The following is a 15,992-nucleotide window of genomic DNA, read 5'->3' on the forward strand; positions in this document are numbered from 1 at the left end:
TTGTACCATCAACGCATTAGGTTGGGCGGCATGGCAAGACGGGAGGCGATGACATGACCATCCGGCCCTTGAGCGTTATCGGCTTTGATGCCGATGATACGCTGTGGCAGAACGAACAGTATTACAGGCTGACGGAAGAGAGTTTTCGCGCGCTGCTGGCCGAATTTGCCGAAGGCGAGCATATATCCGAGCGGCTGTTGCAGGCGGAAAAGCGCAACCTTGCCCATTACGGTTTCGGCATCAAGGGCTTTACCCTGTCGATGATCGAGACGGCGCTGGAGGTGACGGAGGGCCGCGTCTCGACCCAGGTGATCGGCGAGATCCTGACGATCGGGCGGGATCTGCTGTCACATCCGGTCGAGTGCCTGCCCCATGCGCGCGATGCGCTGGAGGATCTGCGTGGCCGCTATTTCCTCGTGCTGATCACCAAGGGCGACCTGTTTGACCAGGAACGCAAGCTGGCGCAATCGGGCCTGGGTGATTTTTTCGATGCGGTGGAGATCGTATCCGACAAAACCGCCACCACCTATCGCCGCATTTTCGGCAAGCATTGCGAAGGGCCGGAACGGGCCATGATGGTGGGCAATTCGCTGAAATCCGATGTGGTGCCGGCTTTGGCCGCCGGCGCCTGGGGCGTGTTCGTGCCGCATGAACTCACATGGGTGCTGGAGCATGTGGAAAAGCCATCAGCCGCACCACGCTTTCGCGAGATTGCTCATCTCGGTGCGCTGACATCGCTGATCGACGAGATCTGCGGATAGCGGTCAGGGCCGGATGAAGGCCTGCCGCTCCGCATCGGCCTGCGGCTGGCGAAAACAGCCATCCAGATGATCGTTGACCAGGCCCATGGCCTGCATGAAGGCATAGACGGTGGTGGGGCCGACAAAGGTCCAGCCGCGTTTCTTCAGATCCTTCGACAGCCGCACGGAAACCGCCGTGGTGGGATTGGCGCGCAGCGTATCGAGATCCATAACCTCTGGCCGCTCCTGCGGCTTCGGCTCATAGGACCAGAAGAAGCGCGCAAGCGTGCCGAATTCATCGCGCAGTTCCAGCGCCCGCCTGGCATTGTTGATGGTGGAGACGATCTTGCCGCGATGGCGGATAATGCCGGCATCGCCGACGCAGCGTTCGATATCCGCCTCGCCGAACTGCGCGATTTTCTCGAAATCGAACCCGGCAAAGGCTGCCCGGAAATTCTCGCGCTTGCGCAGAATGGTCAGCCAGGACAGGCCCGACTGAAAACCTTCCAGGCAGATCTTTTCAAACAGCCGGATATCATCCGTCACCGGCCGGCCCCATTCCTCATCGTGATAGCGCGCGTAATCGGCCAAGCCCTGATGCCAGGAGCAGCGGCAGAGACCGTCCTCCCCCTCGATGATCCCCGGCTTTGTCATGACATCCCCCGTTAACGGCATGGCGTGGCGATTCAGGTCTCGTCAACCACGTACCCAAACGCAGGATTAACCTTGCTGAAAGCTTTCCGGCAAGCTTTGCATTCGAACAGCCGCAAATTTACCTTTCGCTTGCCACTTTTGCCCACGGTCAAAACCATGCAAGGGCACGTGCACCCGTGCCAGACCCTGTGACGCCAAACGATGTTTAGAGTGGAGCCGTCGATGAAGAAGATGCTGCTGATCACCGCGGGCCTGATGGCCGCACTGTCCTCAATCGCGCAGGCCAATGACCGTTACCGCGAGCGCCCGCCGGTGGTGGTGAGCCCTGACCTGACGGCGCCGTGGATCATGCAGCTGGGCGGCCAGGTGCGCCCTGCCGCCGCCCCCGGCTACCGCGTGCAGCCGACGCGCCCGCAGGTCATCTACCAGCAGCAGGCCGCACCGGCCCGCCGCACGCTATTTGCGCCGCGCACCCAATCGACCCAGATCCGCCCGACCCAGCAGGCAGAGCCTGCAAGGCCCGCCCAGCGCGGCCTGCCGGTTCAATCGGCATCAGTGCGCGCCAATACGCCGATCAAATCGCAGATCGAGCCGCAATTCCTGCCGCAGATGGTGTCCTACCAGACCGAGCATGCACCGGGCACGATCATCATCGATACCAATAACCGCTTTCTCTATCTCGTGATGGAAAACGGCCAGGCCAAGCGTTATGGCGTGGGCGTTGGCAAGCCGGGCTTTGAATGGGCAGGCACCCATAAGGTAACGCGCAAGGCCGAATGGCCGAGCTGGCATCCGCCGAAGGAAATGATTGCCCGCGAGGCCGCCAAGGGCCATTTCCTGCCGGCTTCCATGGAAGGCGGCCCGGAAAACCCGCTTGGCGCCCGCGCCATGTATCTCGGCTCGACGCTCTACCGCATCCACGGCACGAACGCCCCCTGGACGATCGGCAGCGCGGTGTCGTCGGGCTGTATCCGCATGCGCAACGAAGACGTGACCGACCTTTACGAGCGCGTCAATGTCGGCGCCAAGGTCATCGTGATCTGAAATCATGAACAGCCGTGCCGTTCATCTTCGGCACGGCTTACGATTTTTAGCAGATACTTGCGTTCCAGCCACATTCCATGAAATCCTCGCCAAACTGACATTGGTCAATAAGGGGGACTTGCATGGGGTACGGACTGACGAGGGGTAAGACGGGGGTTGCGCTGATGCTGGCCGCAGCCCTGTTGACGACAAGCGAGACGGCGAGCGCCTTCCAGCGCGGCACGCTGGCTACGGTGGAGCGCCCGGACGTGGTGCCGGTTGCCGTGCAGCGGCGCGAGCCGGAGGAAAAGTTCCAGCGCCGTGTCGTGCGTCTGGTTACCGGCGAAGCGCCGGGCACGATCATCATCGATACCAATAACAAGTTCCTCTATCTGGTGGAGGGCAACAACCGCGCCATCCGCTATGGCGTCGGCGTGGGCCGCGAGGGCTTTGGCTGGTCGGGCGTGGTGAAGATCGGCCGCAAGCAGGAATGGCCGGAATGGCGCCCGCCGGCGGAAATGCGCCGCCGCGAAGCCGCCAAGGGCCATATCCTGCCGGTCGTGCAGCAGGGTGGCGAGGACAATCCGCTCGGCGCGCGCGCCATGTATCTCTACAAGGGCAATCAGGACACCATTTTCCGCATCCATGGCACCAACCAGCCCTGGACGATCGGCCTCAACATGTCATCCGGCTGCATCCGCATGATGAACAAGGATGTCGAACATCTCTATTCCCGCGCCCAGATCGGCGCCAAGGTGATTGTCATCGGTCCCGGCAACCGCCAGGGCAATATTGCCTTCGAGGATCGCGGTATCGATATATTGCGCACGATCTTCGGGGGGTGATTTGACCCGATTTGGTCGAGCATGAATACCCCCCTCTGTCCTGCCGGACATCTCCCCCTCAAGGGGGGAGATTGGCAGAGCGGTTGCCCTCACGCCTTTTGAAGAGTTAGTTCTTGAGGCAAGATGCTGATCGAGCGGCTTCAACACGGGTGATCTCCCCCCGTGAGGGGGTCCGAAGGACGGGTTGAGACCCGTGGCTCAACCCCGGTAGGCCGGCAGGACAGAGGGGGGTGAAACCACGAACACTGAACGGTTCCCCGGTCACCCAAGCTTTGCCGGCTTCGGCCCGCCATAGGCCCAGTCTAAAAGCTCCACCGTGTGCAGGATGGGAATATCCGTACCAGTGCCGATCTGCGTCATGCAGCCGATATTGCCGGTGGCGATGATATCGGCGCGGGTGGCTTCGATATTCTTGACCTTACGCGCCTTCAGCTGGGCGGAAATCTCCGGCTGGAGGATATTGTAGGTGCCGGCAGAGCCGCAACAGAGATGGCCTTCCGCCGGGTCCTTCACCGCAAAGCCTGCCGCCTTCAAGAGCTGCTTCGGCTGAAGCGTGATCTTCTGGCCGTGCTGCATGGAACAGGCGGAATGATAGGCGACGGTGAGGCCTTTCGGCGCCTGCCGGGGAAGGTCGAGCGTTGCCAGATATTCCGTCACGTCCCTGGCGAGCGCCGAGATTTGCGCTGCCTTTTGCGCATAGGTCGGATCAAGCCGCAGCATATGGCCATAATCCTTGATCGTCGTGCCGCAGCCGGAGGCGGTGATCAGGATCGCATCGAGCCCGCCGCTCTCTACCTCGCGCATCCAGGCATCGACATTGGCGCGGGCAAAATCGAGTGCCGCCTCTTCGCGGCCCATGTGGTGCACAAGCGCGCCGCAACAGCCCTCGCCCTGCGGCTGAACCACCTCCACCTGAAAACGGGCAAGCAGGCGCTGCGTGGCGGCATTGATGCCGGGATCGAGCACCGGCTGGGCGCAGCCCGCAAGGATCGCCACCCGGCCACGGCGCAGTGCCGGGGCAAGCGGCGGCGCGGCCTCGGCTTTTGCCACGGGTGCGGCGCGCTTTGGCGCCAGATCGAGCATGGCCGCCAGCGGCCGCAAGACCTCGACCCGCGCCAGAAGCGGGCTGAACGGCCGCCCGAGCCGCGCCAGAACCAAAGCTGCGCGAAACCGCGCCGGATAGGGCAGAACCGCAACCAGCAGCCCGCGGATCAGCCGATCCATCAAGGGCCGGCGATAGGTGTTTTCGATGTGGCTGCGGGCGTGATCGACCAGATGCATATAATCGACGCCCGAAGGACAGGTGGTGGTGCAGGCAAGGCAGGAGAGACAGCGATCGATGTGCTTGACCACCTGCGCATCCGCCGGGCGACCATTTTCCAGCATGTCCTTGATCAGATAAATGCGCCCGCGCGGACTGTCCAACTCATTGCCCAGCGTCACATAGGTGGGACAGGTGGCGGTACAGAAACCGCAATGCACGCAGCGGCGCAGGATCTTTTCCGATTGCGCCACATGCGGATCAGCCAATTGTTCGGGCGTGAAGGAGGTTTGCATGGTTCAAGCTCCTGCCGGATTGCCGGAATTGAAAACCCCTGCCGGATCGAGCGAGGCGCGCACCCTTTGCGTCAAGGCGGCCACACCACTCGGCAGCGGTTCAAAGGCTGGCGTTAACGCCCGATCTGCATCGGCAGCGCGCATCAGCGTTGCATGTCCGCCGCCAAGCTGATGCATCACATGACGCACAAGCTCAGCCTCGGGATCAGCCTCCATGCGCATCCACACCAACCCGCCCTGCCAGTCGTAGAAGGCATCGATGCCCGTTTCCAGGCGCAGCGCCGCCACCAGCTGGAAACCGGCGCTTGGCGCCACCGAGACACGCCAGACCGGCTTTTCACTGCCATCCGCATAGGGCAAAACGTCACGCACCTGCTGCCAGAGAGCGGCGCTGTCGTCCGCCTCCAGGCACGTGACGGGCGCGAAAGGCTGAAAGGCAGAAATCAGCTTTTCGGCCCGCACCGGCACCGAGGCCGGCAGGCCTTCGAGACGCAGAACGGTTGCCGCCCCCGGTGGCAGACGGCCGGTGAGAAAGCGGCCGCGCACGCTTTCCGGCAGATGGGCTGCGCCAGAAACTTCGACCGACAGGCCCATGGCTGTTGCCATGGCGCGGGCGGCATCGCCATCCTCAAGGCCGGATAGCACGATAGTGGCTTGCGTTTTCGGGCGCGGCAGCACGCGAAACGTCACTTCGGTGAGAAAGCCCAGCGTGCCGAAGGAGCCTGCCAGCAGCTTGACGAGATCGAGCCCCGTGACATTCTTCATCACACGCCCGCCGGCACGGATCACCTCGCCCGAGCCATTGATAAAGCGGATGCCGAGCAGGCTGTCGCGCGCCGCACCCGACAGAAGCCGGCGCGGGCCGGATGCATTGGTGGCAAACACGCCGCCGATCGTCGGCTGGCCTTGTGTGCCCATCAATCCCCGATGATCGATCGGCTCGAAGGACAGCATCTGGCCATTGGCGTCAAGCGCTGCCTCCACCTCCGCCATCGGCGTTCCGGCGCGCACGCTCATCACCATTTCGGCCGGATCATAGGCGGTGATGCCGGACAGACCGGTGGAGTGCAGCACGGCATCGGTCTCGGTACGATTGCCAAAGCCCGAGCGGGTATTGCCGCCGATGATCGACAGGCGCTGGCCGGCACTTGCGGCATTTCGCACCATGTCTGCGGCTTCGGCCTCGGTGGTGGGGATCAGCATGAGGCAGTCTCCCCGAAAGAGCGCCCAGCTTCTGCCAGACGCCCCCCCTCTGCCTTGCCAGGCATCTCCCCCTCAAGGGGGGAGATCGACAAGCGGCTATGCCCCGCCACCTTCTCTATCGTTGTAACTGCAGCTGACTTCACTGATCGTGCCATTGAAAAGACACCGATACGGCCAGCCGATCTCCCCCCTTGAGGGGGGGCCGAAGGACGAGTTGAGACCCGTGGCTCAACCTCGGTACTCCGGCAGGACAGAGGGGGGTAATCCGCAAATATCATCACGCCCTGCCCTCCAGCGGAAACACCTTGGAGGGATTGAGCAGCCATTGCGGATCAAAGGCGGCGCGCACCGCCATCTGCTGGTCGAGGTCGGCTTTCGAATATTGATGGCGCATCAGGTCGCGTTTCTCGATGCCCACGCCATGCTCGCCGGTCAGACAGCCGCCCGCATCGACACAGAGCTTGAGGATTTCGTTGCCGGCGGCCTCGGCCTTTGCCGCTTCATCCGGATCATTGGCATTGAACAGGATCAGCGGATGCATATTGCCATCGCCGGCATGAAAGACATTGGCGACACGCAGGCCAAAGCCTTCGACAATCTCGCCGGTGCGTTTGAGTACGTAAGGTAGCTGGCTGAGCGGCACCGTGCCATCCATGCAGATATAGTCTGCGATACGCCCTGTGGCGCCGAAGGCGGATTTGCGGCCCTTCCAGATCAGCGCCGCCTCGGTCGCCGACTGGCATTCGCGCACAGTCTTCACCGCATGGCGATGGGCAATCTCGACGATCAATGCCAGCATGGCATCCATCTCGGCCTCGGAGCCCTCGACCTCGACGATCAGAAGCGCGCCGACATCCAGCGGATAGCCGGCCTTGGCAAAGGCCTCGCAGATCTCGATGGCCGGCTTGTCCATGAATTCGATGGCCACCGGAATAATGCCCGAGCCGATAACATCGGCAACGCAGGCGCCCGCCTCCTCGGAGGTTTCAAAGCCGAACAGAACCGGGCGCGCGCCTTCCGGCTTGGCAATGAGGCGGACGGTCGCCTCCGTCACGATACCGAGCTGGCCTTCCGAACCACAGACAAGACCCAGAAGATCATAGCCGCCGGCATCCAGATGCTTGCCGCCCAGCTCGATCACCGTGCCATCCACCAGCACCAGCTTGACACCGAGCAGATTGTTGGTGGTGACGCCGTATTTGAGACAGTGGGCACCGCCGGAATTCATGGCGATATTGCCACCGATGGTACAGGCCATCTGCGAGCTGGGATCTGGTGCGTAAAAGAAGCCTTCCGGCCCTACCACATCGGAAATCGCCAGATTGGTAACACCGGCCTGGACAATGGCCGTGCGGTTGAACGTGTCTATCTCGAGGATCTTCGACATCTTGGACAGGCCGATGACGACGGCATCTTCCTGCGGGATGGCGCCGCCGCACAGCGACGTGCCTGCCCCGCGCGGCACGACCGGCACGCCATAGCGGTTGCAGTATTTCAGCACCGCAGACACCTGCGCCGTGGTCTGCGGCAGCGCGACACAAAGCGGTAATCGACGGTAGGACACAAATGCGTCCGTTTCGAAGGGCACAAGCTCGCGGGCCTCATGCACCAGACAATCTACCGGCAGGAGATCCTTAAGATCGGTGATGATAGTATCGCGGCGTGACAGGACATTTGCCCGTGGCCTCAGGAATTCAATGGTGTCGGACACGTCGTCTCCTCCAACTGGCCCTGATACCATTCCTCTCATGCCTGAACGGCGGCTTCAAGCGCTGCTTCTTGCCGCACCCTATGCGAGAAAACGTCCGCAATACATATAATTTTTCTAATATTTAAGCTCGGCGCAACCCTTGTCTGATATGATCGTTACAATGGGCTTTCAAGCGCATGATATTTCCGTGAGTGTCGCAAATGAACAGCTGTGCAATGCCGCGAATATGGTAAAAGAATCATCCATTGTGGAGACGTAGACGAATTGAGCCTTCTCGACCGAATCACTGCCAACCTCATCCTGATGCTGCAGCGTCCGCCGCGGCAGCAGTATGCTGCGCTGTGCTATCGGTTCACCCCCTCCTCCGGCCTACAGGTCCTATTGCTCACCAGCCGCGAAACGCGCCGCTGGATCATCCCCAAGGGATGGCCGATGAAGCACAAGAAGGGCCATGCGGTGGCCGAGCGCGAGGCCTATGAGGAGGCCGGCGTGCGCGGCAAGGCGGAAAAGGATCCGATCGGCTATTTCGGCTATATGAAAAAGCGCAAGAGCGGGCTGACCGTGCCGGTGATGGTGCGTGTCTATCCCTTGCGCGTCGATGAGATGCTGGAAGATTTTCCCGAAAAGGAAAGCCGCACGCTGGAATGGGTCTCTTGCACGGAAGCCGCGCTTCGTGTTCAGGAGCCGGAACTGCGTAGTCTTTTCCTGAATTTTTCGCGTCGGGCCGAAGCCATCGTCCCGGAAAAATTTCGCGCCGTCGGGCGATAATATTTCTGTGCCCTGCAGCTGGCATGATGGCTGACGAGGCGCACACGCACAGCCGCAGGCGGTACGAACGCAATTGAGCATCACACCAGACAGCAATCCCCATAACCGCGGCCCGAAGGGCGCCCGGAAGAAGACACTCGACCGGGATCTCGACAAGATTGCCTCTGTCGAGAACGCGTCCATGAATGTCTCCAGGGCGCTGGCCGCGCCGGGCGCCGCCTTCCTGTTCCTGCTGGCCGTGGTGGTATTCACCACAACCTCTCTCGGCGGGCAGCAATCGACCATCATCGCCGTGGCAGCCGCCGTGCTGGCGGCCTATATGGCGATGAATATCGGCGCCAATGATGTCACCAACAATATCGGTGCCGCCGTCGGCGCGCGCGCCTTCAGTCTTGGTGCAGGCCTTGCCATTGCCGCCGTCTGCGAGGTGGCAGGCGCGGTGATTGCCGGAAGCCCGGTTGCCGAGACGATTTCAAGCGGCATCCTGCATGTCGACATGATGGCCAGCCCCAGCCATTTTATCTGGGCGATGATGGCCTCGCTGCTGGCGGCGGCCGTCTGGATCAATATCGCCACCTGGATCGGCGCGCCGGTTTCCACCACGCATGCGATCGTCGGAGGTGTAACCGGCGCAGGCATTGCCGCCGCCGGCGTCAGCGCCGTGAACTGGCCAACACTTGCGGGCATTACCGTGAGCTGGATCGTCTCGCCGCTGCTCGGTGCGCTGGTCGCTGTCGCCATGCTTGCCTTCATCAAGAATTTCATCATCTACACGCCGGACAAGATCGCCGCCGCACGGCGCTGGGTGCCCATGCTGATCGGCCTGATGTTCGGCACCTTTGCCACCTATCTGGCCATCAAGCTCTCGGAACAGCTCTTTGAGATCACCCTTGCCGGTTCCGCCGCACTTGGCCTTGCCGTCGGGCTCGTCTCGTGGGCCATCAGCATTCCCGTCATCCGCCAGCAGTCGGCAGGGTTTGAGAACCGCAATCAGTCGCTGAAGAAGCTCTTTCATATTCCGCTGATCTTTTCAGCCGCACTTCTGTCCTTCGCGCATGGCGCCAATGACGTGGCCAATGCCATCGGGCCGCTGGCCGCCATTATCGAGACGCTGCAAGGCGGAAGACTGGTGGCGCAGGCAAGTGTGCCGACCTGGGAACTGTTGATCGGCGGGCTCGGCATCTCGCTCGGCCTGCTGCTGTTCGGCCCCAAGCTCGTCAACCTGGTCGGCAAGGAGATCACCAAGCTCAACCCGATGCGCGCCTATTGCGTGGCGCTGTCGGCGGCGGTCACCGTCATTCTTGCCTCCAGTATCGGCGTGCCGGTCAGCTCCACCCATATTGCCGTCGGCTCGGTTTTCGGCGTCGGCCTGTTTCGCGAATGGTATATTGCCAAGTCCCGCCGGCGGCAGGACTATCTGCGCCGCAAGGCAGGCCTTGAACCGCAAGCCGTCGACAAGCAGGCCACGGACAAGAACGCCCACGACGTGAACGTTGACGAGGTGCGCCGCCGCCATCTCGTACGCCGTTCGCACCTGCTCACCATCGTTGCGGCCTGGACGATCACCGTTCCGGTCTCGGCAGCCCTTGCGGGCCTGCTGGCGATGGTTATGTTCCGGCTTTTCATCTGAACGGATCGGCAGACAATCATGCGCGCCAATTTCCGCATGCAGCGGCTTTTCATCGATGCTCCCCTTGGGGAAGGCCTTGCCCATGAGGCCGGCAGCGATCACTTCAACTATCTGATCAATGTTTTGCGCATGCAGGATGGCGACGAGGTTCTCGTCTTCAACGGGTATGATGGCGAATGGCGGGCAAGGCTTGTCCAGCCCAGCCGCAAGAAGCTTGTTATGCAGGCCATCGAACAGACGCGGCCGCAAACGCCCCTGCCCGACCTGCATTATCTGTTTGCGCCGCTGAAAGTGGGCCGGCTGGATTATATTGTGCAGAAGGCCGTGGAAATGGGTGCAGGCCTGTTGCAGCCGGTTATGACCCAGCATGTGCAGGGCAAGATCACCAGCCTGGAGCGCCTGCAGGCCAATGTGATCGAGGCTGCCGAACAATGCGGTATTCTGTCGGTTCCATCCGTTCTGGCGCCGGTCAAGCTCAAGGATATGCTCGAGACCTGGCCCGCCGAGCGGCGCATCATCTTTTGCGACGAAGGCGAGGAGAGCCACAATCCGCTGCCCATCCTGAATGCCATAACCGAGCGCAAACTTTCGCTGCTGATTGGCCCGGAAGGCGGGTTTTCAGACGAGGAGCGCCGGCTGTTGCGCAGCCTGCCCTATGTCACCGCCATACCGCTTGGGCCGCGCATCCTGCGCGCCGATACGGCAGCGGTTGCAGCACTGGCCGTGGTGCAGGCAACGATAGGCGACTGGGCTTCAACCGACTGACAGAACCCGCGCATTGACAGAGCGTTAAGAGAAATTCACTTGCACAGGCCAAAGATCCGGTACAAGCAGCACTTCCCGAACTGCCTGTGCAGCCTAGCCCAAAGACAAGGTCTATTTCATGGCCCGCGACACCACCGATCATACGCCCCTCGGCTCCGTCTCGGACATGGCAGCCTATCTGGCTGAAGGCTCAAAGCCGCCTGCCGATTTCCGCATGGGCACCGAGCACGAGAAGTTTGCCTTTTTTCAGGCCGATCATTCGCCCGTGCCCTATTTCGGTGACCGCAGCATTTCCGCCCTGTTGAAGGGCATGCAGGAAAAGCTCGGCTGGGATCCGATCATGGATGGCGAAAACGTCATCGGCCTTGGCCAGCATGACGGCATGGGCGCCATCTCGATCGAGCCCGGCGGCCAGTTCGAACTGTCCGGCGCACCGGTGGAAACCCTGCACCAGACCTGTCGCGAATCCAACCAGCACCTGGCCGTGCTGCGCGAAGTGGCAGAGCCCATGGGCATCCGCTTTCTCGGCATTGGCGGCAGCCCGAAATGGACGCTGGCTGACACGCCGGTCATGCCGAAATCCCGCTACAAGATCATGAGCCGCTATATGCCGAAAGTCGGCAGCCACGGGCTTGACATGATGTATCGCACCTGCACGATCCAGGTGAACCTCGACTTTTCATCCGAAGCCGACATGGCCCGCAAGATGCAGCTTTCCTTGAAGCTGCAGCCGCTGGCGACCGCACTGTTTGCCTCCTCGCCGTTTACCGAAGGCCGGCCGAACGGGCTTCTGTCCTGGCGCGGCGAGATCTGGCGCGACACCGACAATGCGCGCGGCGGGCTGATGCCGAAGGCCTTCGAACCGGGCTTCGGCTTCGAGACCTATGTGGAATGGGCGCTCGATGTGCCGATGTATTTCATCGTGCGCGACGGCCTCTACCACGATTGCACCCACATCACCTTCCGCCAGTTCATGAATGGCGCGCTGAAGGGCGAAGTGGCCGATTGGCAGCCGACGCAGGGCGACTGGACGAACCATCTGGGCACGCTGTTTCCCGATGTGCGCCTGAAGCGCTATCTGGAAATGCGCGGCGCCGATGGCGGCCCGTGGCGTCGCATCTGCGCGCTGCCGGCCTTCTGGGTCGGGTTGCTGTATGACGACGCGGCGATGGCGGCGGCTGAAGAGGTGACCAAGGCCTGGACTTACGCCGATGTGCTGGCTCTGCGCGATGCGGTACCCTCCAAGGCGCTGAAGACGGAGATCGCCGGTCGTTCGCTTCTGGATGTGGCCCGCGATATCATCAGCATCTCGACCGCTGGTCTCAAGTCCCGCGCCCGCCTCAACAGCGAAGGCCAGGACGAGAGCCTGTTCCTGCAGCCGCTGGAAGAGATCCTTGCCAAGAAGCGGGTGATGGCCGAAGACATGCTGGCGCTCTATGAAGGCCGATGGAACGGCTCTGTGGAGCCAGTTTTTGACGAGTTCCAATACTGAACGCACCTGTTGCGCTGCGGTTGAACAAAGCGGTTTCGCTCGCCTCTTTTCCAGTTATAGTGACCGGACAAAAAGAGATTCCAGAGAGGAGCCAACTTTATGCTGCCGCTGTTCGACATGATGCTCAAGGCGCAGAACGGCGCCGCCATGGAAACCATGGCAAAGCAGTTCAACATTGCCCAGGAACAGGCCGCCCAGGCCATGGCCGCGCTGATGCCGGCCTTTTCCTCCGGCTTCAAGCGCACTGCTGCCAACCCATATGATTTCAGTTCGCTGATGAGCGGCATGTCCACCGGCGGTTACGCCAAATATTTCGAAGACATGAGCCGGGCCTTCACGCCGCAGGGCATGGCAGACGGAAATGCAGTGCTGGAAAAGCTGTTCGGCTCCAAGGATGTCTCACGCGCGATTGCCGAGCAGGCGGCCAACCTTACCGGCATTGGCCAGGATGTTCTGAAACGCATGATGCCGGCAATGGCCGACACGATCATGGGCGGGCTGTTCAAGCAGATGAGCGGACAGGTGGGCGCCAATCCGTTTTCGCCGGATGCCATGAACCAGATGACGCAGCAATGGCTGCAAGCAATCGGCATGGCGCCCAAGGTTCAGCCGCAGGCGCAGGCCATTCCTTTCGACAATCCAATGTTCCAGGCCATGCGCAGCATGTGGGGCATGGACAAGCCGGCCCAGCCGGCACCTGCTGCCAATCCGTTTGCCGACAATCCCTTTGCCAAGGCTTTCCAGGACATGATGACGGGCGCTTTCGCCCAAAAGCCGGAACAGGCTGCACCGCAGGCCACCAAGCCACCGGAGCCCGATGTGAAAAAGCCGGAAGTGGAGAATTTCCAGACCATGCTGAACACCATGTTCGACAGTGGCGTGGAAGTGCAAAAGGCCTATCAGAAGAACATGGAAGCGATCTTCGAGGGCTATCGGCAGGCCGTTCCGAGCGAGGCGGCAAAACCGTCCGCCTGACAGGATCGGAGAGAACCATAAAAAAGGCCCGGCGCGGTTAGGCAACCGGCCGGGCAGTCATGCAGGGTCATTGGCAAAACCCTGCGGGGAAAACTGGTGGTCTCTGGCGCGGATCAGGCGCGCCCTGCCGATGCGGCAAACCGGTGGCCGCGCTGGCGGGCTTCGCGCGGCAGAAGCGAGAACGGATCCTCGTGCAGCTTCGAGCGATTGACGGCGATCTCGACATCAAGGCGTGTCAGGCCGATATCGTTCAACTGATAGTCCTCAAGCCCATTCAGATGCGTCATCGCGGCACGATTGCGCAGGGCACGCAGCACGGATTTGCCGAAGAGGACGATGCCGGCAAACAGGCGCGTCTCGATCTTGCGGGAACCGGAAATCTCGCGGTTGATCATCCGTTCGGTCGTGCTCATGGGACTATCCTTTCATCAGGCACGAGAAGAGGTGCTTCATCCACGAACTGGATGGACACCGGCAGAAGCTTTGCGGAAAAAGCTGTGCAATTGGCTTTGCCGCCGCTTTATGCGAAAACGATATTGATCAGTCCAACGAATGTTTCTAATGATTACCATCAGTCAACCTGATGGATCGCCTCATGTCCGCTCCCCTCGATAATGATCAATTGCAAACTTTCATCGCCATTGTGGATACCGGCAGCTTTACCAAGGCGGCAGATCGGGTGTTCAAGACGCAGAGCGCCGTATCCATGCAGATGCGCCGGCTGGAAGAGCGCGTCGGCAAGCAGCTTTTCACCAAGGATGGGCGCGGCAACCGGCTGACGCTGGAGGGCGAGAAGCTTCTGAACTATGCGCGGCGCATCATCCGGCTGAACAATGAGGCGATTGCAGCCTTTGACGACAACCGCCTGGAAGGCACGCTGCGCATCGGCACGCCGGATGATTATGCCGACCGCTATATGCCGGAAATCATCGGGCGCTTTGCCAAGACGCATCCGAATGTGGAGCTTTACATCGTCTGCGAGCCTTCTGTGGATCTGGCGGAAAAAATGTCGCGCGGCGAGCTGGATATCGCGCTGGTGACCCACAATCCCCGCGCCCGCCAGTCGGACGTGGTGCGCACCGAGCCGCTCTGCTGGGTGGGTTCGGCCAACCATCCGCTGCGCGAGGATGCGCCGGTGCCGCTCGCCGTCGGACGGCGCGATTGCAACTGGCGCCAGCTTGCCTGTTCGGCGCTCGATGCCGACGGGCGCGAATACCAGATCCTGTTCACCAGCTGGTCGTCCATGGTCGTGGCCTCCGCCGTGCTGGCTGGCATGGCGGTGTCCATCCTGCCGGAATCAGCACTCCGGCCCGGCATGAAGGTATTGACCCAGTCGGACGGTTTTCCGCCGCTTCCGCCCGTACAAATCGGCCTGATGAAGCGGCCCGGACTGTCGCCGTCGCTGATGACGGCGATCACCGACCATATCACCGCCTGCCTCGACAATATTTCGCCGGCCGTGGCCCCGGAAGATCTCGATGCCGACATGAAAGCCTTTGGCCGCGCCGCCGCCCGGCTGCGCAGCGCGCAGCTGATGCCCGGCTGGTAAACGGCAAGCCCCCTCACCTGCCTTGCAGGCCGATGAGGGGAATTGCCGGGCTGATTATGCCAAATATTTTTTGAAGAAGCCGGTCGTGCGGCTCCAGGCCAGATCGGCGGCTGCCTTGTCATAGCGGGCCGAGGACGTATCATTGTTGAAGGCGTGGTTCACGCCGTCATAGATGAAGAGTTCATAGGTCTTGCCATTGTCGTCCAGCGCCTTCTTATAGGCCTCGATACCGGCATTGATGCGCTCGTCGAGCCCGGCATAATGCAGCATCAGCGGCGCCTTGATGGAAGGCACGTCGGCGGCCGCTACCTGCGATCCATAATAGGCGACGCCGGCATTCAGCAGCGGTGATTTCGTCGCCATGCGGTTGACGAGCCCGCCGCCCCAGCAGAAGCCAACCGCGCCGACCTTGCCATTTGCACCGCTGCGAGCAGCCAGAAACGCGCGCGTTGCCTCGCCATTGGCCGCCGTCTGCACCGGATCAAGGCTTGCAAACATCTCGCGGGCCTTGTCCTCATCCGCCGGCGTGCCACCGTTCGGCGACAGGAAATCCGGCGCAAGTGCCACGAAGCCTTCCAGTGCCATGCGTCGGGCGACATCGCGGATATGCTCATTGAGGCCACGGTTTTCATGGATGATGATGACGGAGCCCAGCGCGCCGGTGGCGGTCTTCGGGGTGACGAGATAGCCCTTCATCTCGCCGGATGCGCCGGGAAAGCTGATGTTTTCCGCCGTCAAACGCGGGTCATCGGTCGCAACCACGGCGGCCTGGGCGCTGCTGGCCGCCAGCATGGGCGCAATGGCGGCAGCCGCTGCACCGGAACCCGCCAGCACCGTCAGCCGCTCCATGAACTTGCGGCGATCCAGGCTCAGATGCGTATATTCGTCATAGGCGTCGATCATCGCCTGGGTCACGATTGGCTTGTCAGTCATAGCGCTTGCCTCCATCACAGCGTGAGATGCGAGAAACATGGCAAGATCCACGCATTTGGAAAGCGGACTGCTTGCATTTCCCTACACACGTCTACGTGAAGGTGCAGCCGTTGGATCGGCACCGGCGCGCCAGATCTTCCAGCCGAT

Annotated in this window: 15 protein-coding genes; 9 read left to right on the top strand and 6 right to left on the bottom strand. The window is 61.5% G+C overall.

Translation table 11 applies throughout. From position 1 onward, the window contains the following. Positions 1-53: 53 nt before the first annotated feature. Positions 54-761, top strand: a complete 708-nt coding sequence (locus E8M77_RS20210) for an HAD family hydrolase (protein WP_137132421.1) — start codon at positions 54-56, stop codon at positions 759-761. 3 nt (positions 762-764) lie between these two features. On the opposite strand, the gene E8M77_RS20215 is transcribed toward E8M77_RS20210, so the two are convergent. After that, a complete protein-coding gene (locus tag E8M77_RS20215) occupies positions 765-1,394 on the bottom strand; it encodes a DNA-3-methyladenine glycosylase I (RefSeq protein ID WP_137132422.1) in 630 nt (209 codons plus the stop codon). Between the two features lie 222 nt (positions 1,395-1,616). On the opposite strand from E8M77_RS20215, the gene E8M77_RS20220 reads away from it, so the two are divergent. Both E8M77_RS20220 and E8M77_RS20225 read left to right on the top strand, forming a co-directional pair. Then, a complete protein-coding gene (locus E8M77_RS20220) occupies positions 1,617-2,438 on the top strand; it encodes a L,D-transpeptidase (protein ID WP_170975946.1) in 822 nt (273 codons plus the stop codon). A 122-nt stretch (positions 2,439-2,560) separates the two neighbouring features. Continuing rightward, a complete protein-coding gene (locus tag E8M77_RS20225) occupies positions 2,561-3,262 on the top strand; it encodes a L,D-transpeptidase (RefSeq protein ID WP_170975947.1) in 702 nt (233 codons plus the stop codon). Positions 3,263-3,523: 261 nt separating this feature from the next. On the opposite strand, the gene glcF is transcribed toward E8M77_RS20225, so the two are convergent. The 3 genes from glcF to E8M77_RS20240 all read right to left on the bottom strand — a co-directional run bounded on the left by glcF (position 3,524) and on the right by E8M77_RS20240 (position 7,733). Beyond that, entirely contained in the window at positions 3,524-4,819 is a 1,296-nt protein-coding gene (gene glcF, locus E8M77_RS20230; protein WP_137132423.1) for a glycolate oxidase subunit GlcF, read from the bottom strand. A 3-nt stretch (positions 4,820-4,822) separates the two neighbouring features. Next, the gene (locus E8M77_RS20235; RefSeq protein WP_137132424.1) at positions 4,823-6,022 is read right to left on the bottom strand and encodes an FAD-binding protein; all 1,200 of its coding nucleotides are present in this window, start codon (positions 6,020-6,022) and stop codon (positions 4,823-4,825) included. Positions 6,023-6,299: 277 nt separating this feature from the next. Continuing rightward, positions 6,300-7,733, bottom strand: coding sequence for an FAD-linked oxidase C-terminal domain-containing protein (locus tag E8M77_RS20240; RefSeq protein ID WP_137132425.1), 1,434 nt, complete (start codon positions 7,731-7,733; stop codon positions 6,300-6,302). 303 nt (positions 7,734-8,036) lie between these two features. Here E8M77_RS20240 and E8M77_RS20245 point away from each other — a divergent pair, with 303 nt between their 5' ends. From E8M77_RS20245 to E8M77_RS20265, 5 genes are all read left to right on the top strand, one after another. Then, on the top strand, positions 8,037-8,501 hold the full coding sequence (locus E8M77_RS20245; RefSeq protein ID WP_137132588.1) for an NUDIX hydrolase: 465 nt from the start codon (positions 8,037-8,039) through the stop codon (positions 8,499-8,501). 73 nt (positions 8,502-8,574) lie between these two features. Further along, the gene (locus E8M77_RS20250; protein ID WP_246659335.1) at positions 8,575-10,131 is read left to right on the top strand and encodes an inorganic phosphate transporter; all 1,557 of its coding nucleotides are present in this window, start codon (positions 8,575-8,577) and stop codon (positions 10,129-10,131) included. Between the two features lie 18 nt (positions 10,132-10,149). Continuing rightward, entirely contained in the window at positions 10,150-10,896 is a 747-nt protein-coding gene (locus tag E8M77_RS20255) for a 16S rRNA (uracil(1498)-N(3))-methyltransferase (protein WP_137132426.1), read from the top strand. Between the two features lie 118 nt (positions 10,897-11,014). Then, complete coding sequence (locus tag E8M77_RS20260; protein ID WP_137132427.1) at positions 11,015-12,388, top strand: glutamate--cysteine ligase; 1,374 nt, start codon at positions 11,015-11,017, stop codon at positions 12,386-12,388. 99 nt (positions 12,389-12,487) lie between these two features. Further along, complete coding sequence (locus E8M77_RS20265) at positions 12,488-13,363, top strand: DUF937 domain-containing protein (protein WP_137132428.1); 876 nt, start codon at positions 12,488-12,490, stop codon at positions 13,361-13,363. A gap of 113 nt (positions 13,364-13,476) precedes the next feature. Here E8M77_RS20265 and E8M77_RS20270 read toward each other — a convergent pair whose 3' ends face one another. Beyond that, on the bottom strand, positions 13,477-13,776 hold the full coding sequence (locus E8M77_RS20270) for a DUF1127 domain-containing protein (protein ID WP_137132429.1): 300 nt from the start codon (positions 13,774-13,776) through the stop codon (positions 13,477-13,479). A gap of 182 nt (positions 13,777-13,958) precedes the next feature. Here E8M77_RS20270 and E8M77_RS20275 point away from each other — a divergent pair, with 182 nt between their 5' ends. Next, positions 13,959-14,912: a LysR substrate-binding domain-containing protein gene (locus E8M77_RS20275; RefSeq protein ID WP_137132430.1), complete on the top strand. Its 954-nt coding sequence runs from the start codon at positions 13,959-13,961 to the stop codon at positions 14,910-14,912. A 54-nt stretch (positions 14,913-14,966) separates the two neighbouring features. On the opposite strand, the gene E8M77_RS20280 is transcribed toward E8M77_RS20275, so the two are convergent. Beyond that, positions 14,967-15,845 carry a dienelactone hydrolase family protein gene (locus tag E8M77_RS20280; RefSeq protein ID WP_137132431.1) on the bottom strand — a complete coding sequence of 293 codons (879 nt, stop codon included), beginning with the start codon at positions 15,843-15,845 and terminating at the stop codon, positions 14,967-14,969. Positions 15,846-15,992: the final 147 nt, after the last annotated feature.

Origin of the sequence: Rhizobium sp. FY34 (assembly GCF_005222845.1) — a bacterium.
GTDB lineage: Bacteria > Pseudomonadota > Alphaproteobacteria > Rhizobiales > Rhizobiaceae > Neorhizobium.

Bases quoted from the DNA above. Each gene is read 5' to 3' on its own strand.
- E8M77_RS20210 (WP_137132421.1), top strand. From the start codon at position 54: ATGACCATCCGGCCCTTGAGCGTTATCGGCTTTGATGCCGATGATACG.
- E8M77_RS20215 (WP_137132422.1), bottom strand. From the start codon at position 1,394: ATGACAAAGCCGGGGATCATCGAGGGGGAGGACGGTCTCTGCCGCTGC.
- E8M77_RS20220 (WP_170975946.1), top strand. From the start codon at position 1,617: ATGAAGAAGATGCTGCTGATCACCGCGGGCCTGATGGCCGCACTGTCC.
- E8M77_RS20225 (WP_170975947.1), top strand. From the start codon at position 2,561: ATGGGGTACGGACTGACGAGGGGTAAGACGGGGGTTGCGCTGATGCTG.
- glcF (WP_137132423.1), bottom strand. From the start codon at position 4,819: ATGCAAACCTCCTTCACGCCCGAACAATTGGCTGATCCGCATGTGGCG.
- E8M77_RS20235 (WP_137132424.1), bottom strand. From the start codon at position 6,022: ATGCTGATCCCCACCACCGAGGCCGAAGCCGCAGACATGGTGCGAAAT.
- E8M77_RS20245 (WP_137132588.1), top strand. From the start codon at position 8,037: ATGCTGCAGCGTCCGCCGCGGCAGCAGTATGCTGCGCTGTGCTATCGG.
- E8M77_RS20255 (WP_137132426.1), top strand. From the start codon at position 10,150: ATGCGCGCCAATTTCCGCATGCAGCGGCTTTTCATCGATGCTCCCCTT.
- E8M77_RS20260 (WP_137132427.1), top strand. From the start codon at position 11,015: ATGGCCCGCGACACCACCGATCATACGCCCCTCGGCTCCGTCTCGGAC.
- E8M77_RS20265 (WP_137132428.1), top strand. From the start codon at position 12,488: ATGCTGCCGCTGTTCGACATGATGCTCAAGGCGCAGAACGGCGCCGCC.
- E8M77_RS20270 (WP_137132429.1), bottom strand. From the start codon at position 13,776: ATGAGCACGACCGAACGGATGATCAACCGCGAGATTTCCGGTTCCCGC.
- E8M77_RS20275 (WP_137132430.1), top strand. From the start codon at position 13,959: ATGTCCGCTCCCCTCGATAATGATCAATTGCAAACTTTCATCGCCATT.
- E8M77_RS20280 (WP_137132431.1), bottom strand. From the start codon at position 15,845: ATGACTGACAAGCCAATCGTGACCCAGGCGATGATCGACGCCTATGAC.